We start from the raw sequence: 14,629 nt of genomic DNA, 5'->3' as shown, positions 1-14,629 counted from the left end.
AGGTGTACGTGGGCGGGGACTGCCTGGCGCGTGGCTACTTCCACCGGCCGGACCTGACGGCGGACCGCTTCGTGCCGGACCCCTTCAGCACGACGCCGGGCGCGCGGCTGTACCGCACGGGGGACTTGGCGCGCTCCCTTCGCGATGGCAGCCTGGAGTACCTGGGCCGGGTGGACTTCCAGGTGAAGGTCCGTGGCTTCCGGGTGGAGCTGGGCGAGGTGGAGGCCATGCTCTGCCAGCACCCCCACGTGCGCGAGGCGCTGGCGATGGTCCGGGAGGACCGGCCGGGGGACCGGCGGCTGGTGGCCTACGCGGCGCCGCGCTCCGGCGCCTCGCTGGAGGTGCCGGCCCTGCGCGCGTTTCTCAAGGAGCGCCTGCCGGACTACATGGTGCCCTCCGCGCTGGTGCTCATGGATGCGCTGCCGCAGACGAACGCGGGCAAGGTGGAGCGCTCGCGGCTGCCGGTGCCCACGGGGGAGGCCGAGGCCCTCTACGTGGCGCCCCGCACGCCGGAGGAGGCGGCGGTGGCGGCCGTGTGGGCGGAGGTCCTGGGCGTGGCCCAGGTGGGCGTCCACGACCACTTCTTCGAGCGCGGTGGGCACTCGCTGCTGGCCACCCGCGCCACCTTCCGGGTGGGCGAGGCGCTGGGGGTGACGCTGCCTCTGCGCAGCCTCTTCGAGGAGCCGACGGTGGAAGGGCTGGCGCGCCGGGTGACGGCGCTGAAGTGGGCCGCGCAGGCGGCGGTCGTGGCGGAGTCGGGTGAGGACCGGGAGCAGGGGGAGCTGTGAGACACGTCGAGGCGTTGCTGGCGGAGCTGAAGGGGCGGGATGTCCGGGTCTGGGTGGAGGAGGGGCGCTTGCGCTACAGCGCGCCCCGCGATGCCCTGTCCCCGGAGCTGCTGGAGCGCCTGCGGGAGCAGAAGGCCGCGCTGATGCAGTACCTCCAGCAGGCCCGGAGCGCGGCGCGCGCGGCGCTGCCCCCCCTGTCCCCCGCGCCCCGCGGCGCAACGCTGCCCCTGTCCTTCCCGCAGCAGCGGCTGTGGTTCCTCAGCCGGTTCCAGCAGGACGGCGGCGCCAGCTACAACATGCCCGGCGCCCTGCGGCTGGAGGGGGGGCTGGACGCGGACGCGCTGGCGTCCGCGCTGGCCGCGCTGGTGGCGCGGCATGAGAGCCTGCGCACCTGCTTCCCGGAGGTGGACGGTGCTCCGGTCCAGGTCATCCAGCCCGAGGGCGCGCTGCCCCTGGAGCGCCTGGACTTGCGCGCCCTGCCGGAGCCGGAGCGCACCCGGCGCCTGGGCGAGCGGGCCCGGGCGGAGGCGGAGCACCGCTTCGAGCTGACGCGCGGTCCGCTGGCGCGCGCGGTGCTCGTGCGGCTGACGGAGCGCGGCCAGGTGCTGCTGCTCACCCTGCACCACGTCATCGCGGATGCCTGGTCGCTGGGCATCCTCTTCCAGGAACTGGCGGAGCTGTACGCCGCCCACGTGGGCCGGCGCGAGCCCCGGCTTCCGGCCCTGCCCATCCAGTACGCGGACTTCGCTGTCTGGCAGCGGGAGCGGTTGGTGAAGGTACTGGACGCGCAACGCGAGGCGTGGACGCGGCGGCTCACCGGAGCGCCGGTGCTCCTGGAGCTGCCCACGGACAGGCCCCGGCCCGCCGTGCAGACGTTCCGGGGGGCCACGGTGCCGCTCGCGTTGGAGCCGGCGGTGGCCCGGGGCGTGCGCGCCCTCGCCGAGCGCCACGGCGCCACGCCCTTCATGGTGCTGCTCGCGGGCTTCCAGGCGCTGCTGTCGCGCTACAGCGGCCAGGAGGACATCGTCGTCGGCTCCCCGGTGGCCAACCGGCCGCTGCGCGAGACGGAGGGGCTCATCGGCTTCTTCGTGAACATGCTGGCCCTGCGCACGCGGGTGCGGGCCGAGGACACCTTCGACGCGCTGGTGGCGCGGGTGAAGGACGTGGCGCTGGAGGCCTACGCGCACCAGGATGTCCCGTTCGAGCAGCTGGTGGAGGCGCTCCAGCCCGAGCGCAACCTGAGCCACCCGCCGCTCTTCCAGGTGATGTTCATGCTCCAGAACGCGCCCGCGGGCCGGCTGGAGCTGCCCGGCCTGGACGTCTCGCTGGAGGACTTCCAGAGCGTGTCGGCGAAGCTGGACCTGACGCTGTCCCTCACCGAGGTGGGCGAGGGCTTCGAGGGCTGGCTCGAATACAACCTGGACCTCTACGACGAGGCCACGGTGCGGCGCATGGCCGGCCACCTGAACACGCTGTTGGCGGCGGCGGTCGCGGACCCGGACCGCCCGGTGGGGCGCCTGCCGTGGCTCACCGCCGGGGAGCGGGCGTGGCTGTCGGCTCGCAACGCCACGGACGTGGTCGTGGCGGGGGACCGGCGTGTCCACCGCCAGTTCGAGGCCCAGGTGGCGCGCACGCCCGACGCGGTGGCGCTGGTGTTCCGCGAGGCGCACTTCACGTACCGCGCGCTGGAGGCGCGGGCGAACCAACTGGCGCACCACCTGCGGACGCTGGGGGCGGGGCCGGGCGCGCTGGTGGGTCTGTGCGTGGAGCGGTCGCTGGAGATGGTGGTGGGGATGCTGGGCATCCTCAAGTCGGGGGCGGCCTATCTGCCGTTGGACCCGAAGCTGCCCGCCGACCGGCTGGCGCTCATCGTGGAGGATGCGGGGGCCGCGCTGCTCGTCACGCGCGAGTCCCTGAAGGGCACGTTGCCCGAGACGGCGGCGCGCCGGGTCTGCCTGGACACGGAGGCCGCCACGCTGGCCGCGTGTCCGGACTCGGTCCTCTCCGGCGGCGCGGTGGCCGGGGACCGGGCCTATGTCATCTACACCTCCGGCTCCACCGGGCGCCCCAAGGGCGTGGAGCTGGAGCACCGCCACGTCACGAACTTCTTCCAGGGCATGGACGGGGTGCTGGGGACGGAGCCCGGGACCTGGCTGGCCGTCACCACGCCGTCCTTCGACATCTCCGTGCTGGAGCTGCTGTGGACGCTGGCGCGCGGCTACCGCGTCGTCGTCCAGGACGATGCCGCCGGCATCCTCCCGGCGGCCCACGGCGCGGGGGCGCCCCGGCGTCCGGTGGACTTCAGCCTGCTGTACTTCGCCAGCGCGGGGGGCGCCGCGGGGACTCCGGGCAAGTACCGGCTCTTGCTGGAGGGCGCCCGGTTCGCGGACACCCATGGCTTCACCGCCATCTGGACCCCGGAGCGCCACTTCCATGACTTCGGTGACCTGTACCCCAACCCCTCGGTGACGGGCGCGGCGGTGGCGGCGGTGACGCGCCGGGTGCGCATCCGCGCGGGCAGCGTGGTGCTGCCCCTGCATGATCCGCTGCGCGTGGCGGAGGAGTGGTCCGTGGTGGACAACCTCTCTGATGGCCGCGTGGACGTGTCCTTCGCGTCCGGGTGGCAGGCCCAGGACTTCGTGCTCGCGCCGGAGCGGTATGCCCGGCGCAAGGCGCTGATGCTCGAAGGGCTGGAGGAGGTGCGGCGGCTCTGGCGCGGCGGCTCGGTGCGCCGCGTGGACGGCACGGGGCAGCAGCGCGAGGTGCGCACGCGGCCCAGGCCCGTGCAGCCGGAGCTGCCGGTGTGGCTCACCGCCGCTGGCAGCGAGGAGACCTTCCGCATGGCCGGCGAGGTGGGGGCGAACGTGCTGACCCACCTGCTGGGCCAGGACGTGGCGCAGCTGGGGGCGAAGGTGGCCGCCTTCCACGCGGCGTGGCGTCAGGCGGGACATGCGGGCGTCGGTCGGGTGACGCTGATGGTGCACACCTTCGTGGGCGTGGACGCGGACGCGGTGCGCGAGACGGTGCGCGGTCCCTTCCGCGAGTACCTGCGCAGCTCGCTGGACCTGCTGGCGCAGCTGGCGCGCAGCCTGGGCATGGACCTGTCCAAGGGCGGCATCGCGCCGGAGGACCTGGAGTTCCTGCTGGACCACGGCTTCGAGCGCTTTTATGAGACGAGCGGCCTGTTCGGCACCGTGGACGCGTGCGTCCAGCGGGTGGGGCAGCTCCAGGCGGTGGGCGTCGACGAGGTGGCCTGCCTCGTGGACTTCGGCGTGGACGCGGACACCGTGCTGGCCAGCCTCCCGCTGCTGGAGCAGGTGCGGGTGCGCTCCCAGCCCGGCGGGGAGGACGCGGCGCCAGCGGACTTCTCCGTCCCCGCGCAGGTGCGCAGGCACGGGGTGACGCACCTGCAGTGCACGCCGTCCCTGGCGCGGCTGCTGGTGGACGACGCCCGGGGGCTGGACGCGCTGCGCTCCCTGCGCACGCTGCTGCTGGGCGGCGAGGAGCTGCCGGCGGCGCTGCTGGAGCGGCTGGGGGACGGGACGCCGCGCCAGGTGCTCAACATGTACGGCCCCACGGAGACGACGGTGTGGTCCACCACGGCGGTGGCCGCCGCGCGGGGGGGCCGGGTGTCCATTGGCGCGCCCATCGCCAACACGCAGATCCATGTCGTGGACCGCCACCTGCAACCGGTGCCGGTGGGGGTGCCCGGGGAGCTGCTCATCGGCGGGGACGGCGTGGCCCGGGGCTACCTGGGGCGGCCGGAGCTCACCGCCGAGCGCTTCATCGCGGACCCGTTTTTCCCGGACGAGGGCCGGCGCGTGTACCGCACGGGCGACCTGGCGCGCTGGCGCGCGGATGGCGGGCTGGAGTTCCTGGGCCGCGCCGACTTCCAGGTGAAGGTGCGGGGCTTCCGCATCGAGCTGGGGGAGATTGAAGCGGTGCTCACGCGGCACCCGGCCGTGCGCCAGGGCGTCGTCGTGGTGCGCGCGGACGGCGGCGGCGACAGGCTGCTGGTGGGCTACGTGGTGCCGGAGGGCGAGGCGGCGGGCGCCCCGGAGCTGCGGCGCTTCCTCTCCCAGCACCTGCCCGACTACATGGTGCCGGGCCTCTTCGTGACGCTGCCGGAGCTGCCGCGCACGCCCAACGGCAAGGTGGACCGGCGCGCGCTGCCCGCGCCGGAGCTCCAGGGGGATGCGGGCGGGGAGCGGGTGGCTCCGCGCACCACCGCGGAGATGCAGTTGGCCGCGCTGTGGGCGGAGCTGCTCAAGGTGCCGGACCCGGGCGTGCGCGACAGCTTCTTCTCACTGGGGGGGCACTCCATCCTCGCGGTGCAGCTCATGGCGCACATCGAGCGGCTCTTCGGGCGGCGGCTGCCGCTGGCCACGCTGTTCCGCGCGCCCACCATCGAACGGCTCGCGCAGGAGTTGACGCGGGAAGGGGAGTCCTCCCGCTCCCTGCGGGTGGAGCTCCAGCGGGGACGCGACGGCCTCGCGCCCGTGTTCTGCGTGCCCGGGGCGGGCGGCAACCTCATCTACTTCCACACGCTGGTGCGCCACCTGGGCCCCGCGCGGACGGTGTACGGGCTGCAGCCCGTCTACGCGGAGGCGCCGGAGGAGGGGACGGTGGTGGAGGCCCTGGCCACGCAGTACCTGGCGGCCGTGCGCGAGGCGCAGCCGCACGGCCCCTACGCCTTCGTCGGGCACTCGTTCGGCGGCGTCATCGCGTTCGAGCTGGCCCGGAGGCTGCGCAAGGCGGGAGAGACGGTGGCCCTGCTGGGCATCCTGGACAGCGTGGCGCCGGTGCCGCGAAGCCAGCCCCTGGGCGCGGACTGGGATCAGGCCGAGTGGCTGCGCCTCATTGGCAGCCTGCTGCTGCGGCTGTACGGCAAGGACGTGGGCCTGTCGGTGGAGGCGCTGCGAGAGCTCGCGCCCGAGGCCCAGGTGGACCTGCTGATGGCGCGGATGCAGTCGAGCGGCCTCTTGCCCCCGGAGGCGGACCGCACCCAGTTCCTGGGGTTCGTGCGCACCTTCCAGGCGGATCAGCAGAGCACCTACGTGCCCCCGGAGCCGTACCCGGGCCGGCTCACCTTCTTCCGCGCGGAGGTGCTGCATCCGGACAACATCCCCGTGGACGAGCTGCGCTGGACGCTGGAGGCGCCCGCCATGGGCTGGGAGCGCTTCACCCCCGAGCCCGTGGCGGTGCACGTCGTGCCCGGAGACCACCTGTCGATGATGACCGAGCCGCACGTCCAGGCGCTGGCGCGGGTGCTGGCAGGCTGCCTGGACGCCCCTTCCCCGGCGGAGCCGCCCCGTGCGGACCGCCCCTCGCCGCACCTCACCCTCAAGGAGTCACACGGAACATGAACGCCCATGTCGTCGCCCCGCTCTTGCGCTGCATCTTCTGCCGCCGGGAGCAGTTCACCCAGCAGGACAGCGCCCTCCACTGCGAGGGCTGTGGCCGCCGCTTCTCGCGCAACGGGGCCGGCTATACGGACCTGATGCAGACGGGCACCCAGCCCCGGACACCGCCCAACACGGTGGCCCAGAGGCTCATGGAGAGTGACGCTTTCGTCGGCGTGTACGAGCACCTGATGCGTCCCCTCTTCGTGCGCATCTTCGCCGGGCCGGGCGCGACCGTGCCCACCCCCCAGGAGGAGTACGCCGTCTACGAGCGCTGGCTCGACGTGCCGGCGCGGGGCGGCCCCTGGCTGGACCTGTCCTGCGGCGCCGGCTTCTACACCCAGAGCCTCGCGCGCAGCGCCGGCAACCAACTGGTGGTGGGCCTGGACCTGTCGGAGGCGATGCTGGAGAAGGCCGCCCGGCAGGTCAACGGCACGGGCAACACGGTGCTGCTGCGCGGCAACGTGTATGAGCTGCCCTTGCGGGACGGGGTGTTCTCCGGCGTCCTCAACGCGGGCTCGCTGCACCTGTACCCGGACCCGGACCTCGCGTACCGGGAGATCTTCCGGCTGCTCAAGCCGGGCGGCACCTACGTGGCCAGCACCTTCGCGGAGTCCCCGCGCCCGCTGGGCCGGCTGGGGGTGAGCGCCACCGGCATCCGCCGCACGGACCTGCCCGGACTGCCCGCGGCGCTCGCCCGCGCGGGCTTCGTGGACTACGAGGAGCAGCGCTACGGTGACGCCTTCATCCTCAAGGTCCGCCGTCCCGAGTAGTCGGGTGTGGCTCCCGGTGCCACGCGTGCGTCAGCGAATGCGTCATTGCACGCGGGGGACCGCGAATGGGGGCCCCCAAGCGTCTGGGAACCCCCATGCGCCCGGAGTCTCGCTGAAGCGATGCGGCGCGTGAGGGAAGGGAGGGAGCGGGCTGCCTCCCTTCCCAGGACTTCAGCGTCTACGGGCTGAACATGCCGGTGAGCACGCTGGCGCGGCCTCGAGGCAGCGAGCGCTTGAACGGGCTCGCCGCGAGGTCCGAGCCGGGCTGGTACCAGCTCTGGATCTCCGCGAAGTACGTCTGGCCCGCCAGCAGCACGCCCGGGGGCAGGTACACGCTCTGGAGATCCGTGTGCAGCGTCGCCACGCGCGTCGCGGTGGTGTAACCCGTGCTCGTGCCCAGCCGGTAGATGTTCACCACGTAGTTCGTGGCCGTGCCGACCAGCGGCTTCGACCAGCGCAGCGAGGCGTCGGTCCCCACGCCCGTGAGGTTCTGGAACGCGCCGCGCGTGTTCACCAGGGGCGCCTGCACCGGCCCGACGAGGGGCTGCACGGGCGCGGCGGTGAACGCGCTCGCCTCCTGATCCATGCGGATGTCCACGCTCATGGTGTAGGGCGTCGCGGTTCCCAGCGCGTAGCTCTTCGTGAAGCCCGCGGCGGCGAGCGCCACCTTCTGCCACGTCGCCGGGAGCGGGTTGTTGTAGGTCATGCTCCCCGTGACGATGTCGGTCCGCTGCGTGTCAGGGTTGAGCTTCACGAGCAGTGGCGACCCGCTGATGGACGCGAGCGCCGAGCTCAGCGCGGCCGGCCGGGCGGACATCCAGATTTCGTTGTACGTGCTGACCGCGTCCGGGTTCACCTGGGTGCGCATGGCTTCAAAGGCCGAGCGTCTCCAGTCCACCGCGAAGGTGCCTGTCGCGACGGGCTGGGTGAAGGTGCCGCTGACGGTGACGGGCTGGCCCTCCACCTGCGTCATGCTCGTGTTGAGCACCTTGTGCATCGCGCGGTAGGGCACTCCATTCGCGCTCGTCTGCAACCGCAGCTGCGCCAGCGAGAACACATCCCCGCGGCTGCTGTCGAGCAGCACCGGGTTGCCCATGTCGGCGTAATTGAAGCTCAGCCCGGAGAGCGACGTGGCGCCCGCCAGCGGAAACCCCGTGGCGCCGCCGTGGACGTAGCCGAACGCGCCCGGGTTCAACGAATACACGTCCAGGTAGTCCCCCGGCTGCCAGGGAGACAGGCCGGTGGCGGACACCGTCACGGGGGTCGGCAGCGAGACGAAGGTACCATCGCGGCCCCACTCCGTGGAGCCCAGGTCGAACGCGCGGCCGGTGCTCACCAGGTAGCGCGAGCCCAGCTTCAGGTAGATGCGGCCGGAAGGGACGTTCGGCACGGAGACGGTGCCGTCCGCGGAGCCCGTGCCCGGATAGGCCGTGAACGCCCCGGTCGTTGAATCCCGCATGTATGCCACCACCGACGTGGCGGACTGGTCGTATGGCTTCGTCTCGTTGCCCGACGTGGCGACGAAGGTGATCGGGCTGGTGCCGGTGACCTGGGTGACCAGGCCTTGGGTGACCTCGGAGGTCGCGTCCGTCGACACGGAGGAGTCCACCGCCTCGGCCTCGTCGAGCCCCGCGCAGCCGGCCCCTGCCATGCCAACCAAAAGCCCGAGGGAGAACAATGATTTATGCATTGTGAAGGCAACCCTTTCGGCGACGCCCTGAAGGGCGCCGCGCAGGGAGATTCATACCGGGTCGGTCTGACATTTCCGGGAGCGCTTCGATTCCAAATTTCCCTCGGGGCAGTGAAAGCAAACGCGCTTGTCGGCGGGTGAGCCCGGCAACGGCCTCCGTGTGGTTTCTCTTCTCCTGGCGCGAAGGGCGCAGTCCGCTGAGGCACGCGAAGCGCGTCACGTCGCGCGCGGCGGCCCGAACCATCGGGTCAGGGCCTCACGCAGACCCGGGTCCGTGCCCTCCCCGACCCACGCGACGTGTCCGTCCGGTCGAATCAGCACCGCGACGGGCGCGGTGACAGCGCCGAGCACCGGGAGCTCCCACGCCCCCGTGTAGCGAGCAGCGACCCTGCGAACCCGGTCCGCCCAGGGCGTGATGTCGAGCGTGCCGGGGTCGCCCAGGTCGAGCAGCACCGGCCGCGCGTCGTGCAACAGGTGGAACACGCGCCGGGGGCCGTCGGCGGTGACCAGGTCGAGGTCCGGCATGCGGCGCCCGAGCAGCGGGTGTCCGTTTCCCAGGTCGTAGTGGACGTCCAGCCCCGACATCATCGCCGCGTACTGCTTGCGTGGCCCGTCCATCCGCAGCAACTCCGCCAGCGTCTCGCGCACGGCGTCCATCCGCGCGTCACCGCGGGCAAGCGCGGTCTGCGCCATGGTCTTGCGCAGCGCACGGGCCGCGACGGGGTGCCGCTCGGCCTGGTACGTGTCGAGCAGGTTCTCCGGCGAGACGCCGCGCACGACCTGGGCCAGCTTCCACCCCAGGTTCACGGCATCCTGCACGCCGAGGTTGAGCCCCTGTCCGCCCATCGGCGAGTGCACGTGGGCCGCGTCGCCGGCCAGGAGCACCCGCCGGTCCCGGTAGGACGCCGCCTGCCGCGTCATGTCGGTGAACCTTGAGAGGTACGTGGCGCTGCGCAGGCCATGGTCCGTCCCGTAGAGCGCGACGAGCCCCTCGCGCAGACCTTCAAGGGTGGGCGCGTCGCCCGTGCCGACCTGCTCCTCTCTCAGCACGACGCCCACGCGCCCGTCCTCCAGCGGGCCCATGGCGTAGGTGCCCTTCTCGTCCCGGCGGATGCCGAACGCCGGCGCTCCGGTCATCTCGACCTCGGCGATGAGGTAGCTGATGGACGCGTCCCACCCCGGGAACTCGATGCCTGCCGCCTTGCGGACGAGGCTGCGACCCCCGTCGCACCCGACGAGGTACTTCGCCCGCAGCGCGCGGCCGTCGGACAGAACGACGTCGACGCCGGTGTCGTCCTGCGTGAAGCCCGTCACCTCGCACCCACGGTAGAGGGGCACCGCCAGCTCGCCCACCCACTCCGCCAGGATGCGCTCGAAGCGCTCCTGCAAGAGCGCGAGCCCATGGTTGTGACGCGTCGGGAAGTCGCTGAGGTCCAGAGGCGCCTGCCCGAACGCGACGTTCTGGACCGCTTTTCCTTGCGAGACGAAGCGCTCGACGACCCCGCGCTGATCGAGCACCTCCAGGCTGCGCGCGTGCAGGCCGCGCGAGCGCGAGCCGGCGACCTCCTGACTGGCGCGTCGCTCGACGATGGCCACGTCCACCTGCGCCAACGCCAGCTCCGCCGCCAGCATCAGCCCGGTCGGGCCCCCTCCCGCAATCACCACCGCGTGCTGTGTCACCACGTCCGTGTGCATCACTCGTCCCTCCCGCTTCTGGAGTGAAACGGGCGATGGTGGAGCACGGCCGGGGGGGCTTGCGGCAATACCCGGGGTCTGGCATCTGCTGGCTGTGGAGAGAGCGGAGAGGTCTGCCGTGGCTCCTCCCAGCGGCCCGTCGCGGACCCGGAAAGAGCGCACGTTTGACCTCGCGCGTGGCGAGGCCAGGCGCTCGCCTCCGCTACCTGCCCGAAGCCTCGGAAGTTCTCGCGGGGAGCGGACAGCAGGAACCCGAACCTCGATGTCGTCCTGTGCCGTTGGCGACCCCGCCTACGTCCGGCGACGCCGCGAGACGTTGGGCGACCGGCACCCCACGCGCCGCGCGGGCCACCGCATTCTCCTCGCGGTAGCCCCTCTCTCGGAGGAACGCCCATGCGCGCCGTGCTCCTGCTCTGCCTCATCCTTCCGCTGTCCCTCGCCCAGGCCCAGGGACTCCAACTGCAGCCCTACGCCTTCCAGGCCCGCGACGGTCGCGTCGTTCAGGCCGAGCTGGGCACCGTCACCGTGCCCCTGCGCCACGCCCGCCCCGAGGGCCCGGGGCTGCCCCTGCGCTTCGTGCGTTTCAAGAGCACGAACCCCACGCCCGCGGCCCCCATCGTCTACCTGGCCGGTGGCCCGGGCGGCTCCGGTATCGAGGCCGCACGCAACGTCCGCTTCGAGCTGTTCCTCGCCCTGCGCGAGGTGGCCGACGTCATCGCGCTGGACCAACGCGGCACCGGCCAGTCGAACCCCCATCCCGATCTGGAGCAGCGCTGGGCCATCCCGCTGGAGCAGCGCATGGACGAGGCGCTGCTCACCACCACGGTGAAGAAGGCCGCCGCCGAGGCGAGCCGGACCTGGGCCACGGCCGGCGTGGATCTGGGCGCCTACACCACGGAGGAGAACGCCGACGACCTGGAGGTGCTGCGCAAGGCGCTGGGCGCGCCGAAGCTCAACCTCTGGGGCATCAGCTACGGCACCCACCTGGGCCTCGCCTACCTGCGGCGCCACGCACAGCGGGTGGACCACGTCATCCTCGCCGGCATCGAGGGGCCGGACGACACCTGGAAGCGGCCTGCCCACGCGGAGGCCCTGCTCGAGCGCTGGGAGGTCGTTCTGCGCGCCGAGGGCGAGCGCGGGCCGGGCCTGAGACCGCGGCTGGCGAAGCTGTTGAAGTCGCTGAAGCGCGAGCCCCGCACCGTTGCGTTCACGGACCCGGCGAAGGGTGAGCGCCACACCTGGCGGGCCAGCCACTTCGACCTTCAGCGCGCCATCTTCGAGTCCCTTCGAGACCCCGCCACCTTCCGGCGCTTCCTCACCCTGCTTCCGGCGCTGGAGGCCGGGGACTATGCGCCGATGGCGCCCTTCGCGCGCCAGCTGCGCGAAGGGTGGCTGGAGCCCATGTCGCTCGCCATGGACGCGGCCTCCGGCGTGAGCCCGGCGCGACACGCCCTCATCGAGAGGGAAGCGGCGAAGTCACTGCTCGGTGGCAGCGCCAACCCGGGAGCACTGCGGGCAGGGGATGTGCCCGGCGTGAGCGACCTGGGCGAGTCCTTCCGCGGTCCGCTGAAGGCCGCGGTGCCCGTCCTGCTCATCAGCGGCACCCTGGATGGGCGCACGAGCCCGGACAACGCGGAGGCCCTGCGCCCCGGGCTCTCCCAGAGCGCTCACCTGGTGCTGGTGGGTGCGGGACACGACGGCCTCTTCCAGTCGGACCCGCGCATCCTTGAGCGCATGAAGGCCTTCCTGAAGGGCGAAGCGCTCCGCGATGAGCGGCTGGAGATCAAGGCGAAGCCCTGACGTCAATCCCTATCGAGCACCGGTAGCGACGGCGCCTACGCCTCCAGCCGCTTGCGCAGCACTCCCAGGCGGCTGCGGCCCACCGGCAGTCGGGTGCCGTCCCGCAGTTCCACCGCGGTGCGCGAGCCCTCCGAGGCGACGAGCTCGCGGATGTCCGTCACGCGGACGAGATAGGAGCGGTGGACGCGGAGGAAGTCGGCGGGGAGCAGTTGCTCGAGCCGCTCCAGGCTCTTCTCGCTCAGCTCGGTGCCGCCTTCGCGCAGGACCAGCTCCGCGTAGTCTCCAGCGCCCTGGATGTACGCGACGGAGTCCAGGGGCACGAGGACCACGCCTCCGCCCTTTCTCACCGCGAGGGTGCGCATTGGGGTGGCCGCGCGGCTTCCCACGCGGGCGAGCGCGAGGGCGAGCCGCTCCGGCGTGTATGGCTTTGGCACGAAGTCCAGCACCCCCAGCTCGAAGGCGCGCAGCGCCTGGTCGGTGTTCGCGGAGACCACCACCGTCTGGAATGCGCCCGCGGCCGCCTCCGCGAGCAGCGCGAAGCCGTCCTCGCCCGAGAGGTTCAGGTCCAGCAGCAGCACGTCCACGTCGCGCTCGGCCAGCAGCGCGCGCGCCTCGTCCAGACTCGCGCACACGCGAGGGGGCGGGGCGCCCGGCCCCAGCCACTGCTCGCACAGCCGAGCGAGGCGTCGCGCCGCCAGCGGTTCGTCCTCCACGATGAGCAGCCTCACGCCGGCACCTCCACCCGCGTCATCCACCCATCCTCCGTGGGCCCGTCCTCGAGCCGCCACACACCGGGGAAGGCCTCCTCCAGGCGCGCGCGCAGGTAGCGCGAACCGGTGCCCTCACCGCCCCCCTGGCGCGTGCCCGTGCCCAGGGGGGCGAGGAAGACGTAGCGCCGCCGCGGCCGGGCGCCCTCGGCGACGAGGCTGCTCTGGAGCCGGAAGGTGTGGGGCGAGATGTAGCGGTTGTGGCTGAAGGCGTTCTCCAGCAGCGTGTGCAGCAGGGCAGGGGGGACGGGGGCCTCGAGGTCCACGCCCTCGGTCTCCAGGTGGAAGGCCGTGCCCTGCCGGCAGCCCATGACGTCCAGATGGGCGCGGCACAGCTCCAACTCGCGAGCGAGCGGAATGGTGCGCTCACCCGAGACGGCAAGCAGGTGCCGGTACACAGAACCCAGGGCCTCGATGAAGCGCACGGCCTGCGCGGGCTCTGTCTCCACCCACTCACTCAGCGCGCCCAGCGTGTTCATCAGGAAGTGCGGTTGCAGGCTGCGCTTGAGCAGCTCCAGTTGCAGGCGCTCCGCGGCGCGCGTCGCGCTCTCCAGCCGTTCCTGCTGGCGGCGCTGCTGCCGGGCATGTACCGCCGTGAGGCAGAGCAACAGCCCTCCGAAGGCGAGGAAGAAGCCGCGCTCGGGGAAGCCCCAGGGCTCCAACAGGTAGAGCGTCCCGGCGAAACCGAGCCCCGCCAGCGCGCCCAGGGCCCCCCACGGTTCCCCTCTGCGCCACGCGCGCACGGCGAGCGCCGTGGAGACGACGAGCGAGGCCCCGAGCGCGATGCTGTTCTTGCCATCGAAGCCCGGAACGAAGACGAGCGAGAGCAGCCCCAATCCGAGTCCCATCCACCGCAGCCAGCGGCGTGGCTCGCCGAAGGCCGCGTGCACGGTCGCTGGCAGCAGCGCCGCCACCGCCAGCACGGCCGCCGCCTGCAGTCGCAGCCGCACTGCGTGCTGTGGGTAGGGATAGTTGGCGAGCCCGCGCCACGCCTCCAGCAGGACGAGCGCCGCGGCGGCGAGGCACAGCACGCCGAGCAGCAGCGTGGCGAGCCCGCCGTGAGTGAGCCGCACGCGCGCGAGGTGGTAGAGCCCCATCAGCACCAGTGCGCCCAGCATGCAAAGGGCTGGCACCAGGCCGAGCATCCGCGTCCGAGCGAGGGACGCGGCCTCGCCCACCCGCAGGTCGTGGAGGGTGCCCACGGGCTGGAAGCCGAGCCGGTGCGCGGAGATGCGCATCGTCAGCACGTGAGGGCCCGGCGTGCTGAGCTCGGGCGGAAGCGGGAACAGGGCATCGATTCGTCCCGGCACCTCCTCCGCGGGCGTGCGCCCCACCTGACCGTTGCGCCCCAGGGGCCTGCCGTCCCACCAGGCCTCCCATGACCCGAGCACCGACAGGGAGAGGGCAGGCGTCGGGGCTCCGGCTTCACGCGGGGGCACCTCCACCTGCGTGCGCAGCCAGAAGGGGCCGCTCCCCTCATTCAACTGACTGCTCTCCACCGTGCGCCAGCCCCGCGTATCCCTAGCAAGCGCTGCTTCCGCGGGGAGGTCCTCCGCGTGCACCTGCACCTGTCCCTGTCGTGCGGAGGGCAGGGCGGCCGAGGCGGCGAGCGAGAGCGCGAGGCATCCCGCGAAGAGGGCGGACGACGTCATGGGCCTCAGCATACGTAGCGCGGCGCCGCCCCACGCGCACTCCGGCGACGCCGCGAGACGTT

8 protein-coding genes are annotated in these 14,629 nt (G+C 72.6%); 4 read left to right on the top strand and 4 right to left on the bottom strand.

The genetic code is table 11. The features are described 5' to 3' along the window. From D7X74_RS10040 to D7X74_RS10030, 3 genes are all read left to right on the top strand, one after another. The coding region (locus D7X74_RS10040; RefSeq protein ID WP_147446530.1) for a phosphopantetheine-binding protein at positions 1 to 788 on the top strand (788 nt) is incomplete at its 5' end. Continuing rightward, positions 785 to 6,154, top strand: a complete 5,370-nt coding sequence (locus tag D7X74_RS10035; protein WP_147446529.1) for a MupA/Atu3671 family FMN-dependent luciferase-like monooxygenase — start codon at positions 785 to 787, stop codon at positions 6,152 to 6,154. The genes D7X74_RS10040 and D7X74_RS10035, both read left to right, overlap by 4 nt. Beyond that, positions 6,151 to 6,963: a class I SAM-dependent methyltransferase gene (locus D7X74_RS10030; RefSeq protein ID WP_120532701.1), complete on the top strand. Its 813-nt coding sequence runs from the start codon at positions 6,151 to 6,153 to the stop codon at positions 6,961 to 6,963. The genes D7X74_RS10035 and D7X74_RS10030 overlap by 4 nt, the downstream gene beginning before the upstream one ends. 178 nt (positions 6,964 to 7,141) lie before the next feature. On the opposite strand, the gene D7X74_RS10025 is transcribed toward D7X74_RS10030, so the two are convergent. Then, positions 7,142 to 8,653, bottom strand: a complete 1,512-nt coding sequence (locus D7X74_RS10025) for an ABC transporter substrate-binding protein (RefSeq protein ID WP_120532700.1) — start codon at positions 8,651 to 8,653, stop codon at positions 7,142 to 7,144. Positions 8,654 to 8,869: 216 nt separating this feature from the next. Next, on the bottom strand, positions 8,870 to 10,348 hold the full coding sequence (locus tag D7X74_RS10020; RefSeq protein WP_120532699.1) for an FAD-dependent monooxygenase: 1,479 nt from the start codon (positions 10,346 to 10,348) through the stop codon (positions 8,870 to 8,872). 393 nt (positions 10,349 to 10,741) lie between these two features. Between D7X74_RS10020 and D7X74_RS10015 the strand changes: the two genes are divergently transcribed. Then, the gene (locus D7X74_RS10015) at positions 10,742 to 12,148 is read left to right on the top strand and encodes an alpha/beta fold hydrolase (protein WP_120532698.1); all 1,407 of its coding nucleotides are present in this window, start codon (positions 10,742 to 10,744) and stop codon (positions 12,146 to 12,148) included. 35 nt (positions 12,149 to 12,183) lie between these two features. Here D7X74_RS10015 and D7X74_RS10010 read toward each other — a convergent pair whose 3' ends face one another. Both D7X74_RS10010 and D7X74_RS10005 read right to left on the bottom strand, forming a co-directional pair. Then, positions 12,184 to 12,876, bottom strand: a complete 693-nt coding sequence (locus tag D7X74_RS10010; RefSeq protein WP_120532697.1) for a LytTR family DNA-binding domain-containing protein — start codon at positions 12,874 to 12,876, stop codon at positions 12,184 to 12,186. Further along, positions 12,873 to 14,567 carry a histidine kinase gene (locus tag D7X74_RS10005; RefSeq protein ID WP_158622204.1) on the bottom strand — a complete coding sequence of 565 codons (1,695 nt, stop codon included), beginning with the start codon at positions 14,565 to 14,567 and terminating at the stop codon, positions 12,873 to 12,875. The genes D7X74_RS10010 and D7X74_RS10005 overlap by 4 nt, the downstream gene beginning before the upstream one ends. Positions 14,568 to 14,629 lie beyond the last annotated feature (62 nt).

It is taken from the genome of Corallococcus sp. CA047B, assembly GCF_003612065.1.
Lineage (GTDB): Bacteria > Myxococcota > Myxococcia > Myxococcales > Myxococcaceae > Corallococcus > Corallococcus praedator.
Note: the sequence above shows the minus strand (reverse complement) of the source record. Positions and strands in the feature narration are given on the sequence as shown.

What these genes read in the sequence shown, in the direction of transcription:
- D7X74_RS10015 (WP_120532698.1), top strand. Translation starts at nt 10,742, where the DNA reads ATGCGCGCCGTGCTCCTGCTCTGCCTCATCCTTCCGCTGTCCCTCGCC.
- D7X74_RS10030 (WP_120532701.1), top strand. Translation starts at nt 6,151, where the DNA reads ATGAACGCCCATGTCGTCGCCCCGCTCTTGCGCTGCATCTTCTGCCGC.
- D7X74_RS10025 (WP_120532700.1), bottom strand. Translation starts at nt 8,653, where the DNA reads ATGCATAAATCATTGTTCTCCCTCGGGCTTTTGGTTGGCATGGCAGGG.
- D7X74_RS10020 (WP_120532699.1), bottom strand. Translation starts at nt 10,348, where the DNA reads ATGCACACGGACGTGGTGACACAGCACGCGGTGGTGATTGCGGGAGGG.
- D7X74_RS10005 (WP_158622204.1), bottom strand. Translation starts at nt 14,567, where the DNA reads ATGACGTCGTCCGCCCTCTTCGCGGGATGCCTCGCGCTCTCGCTCGCC.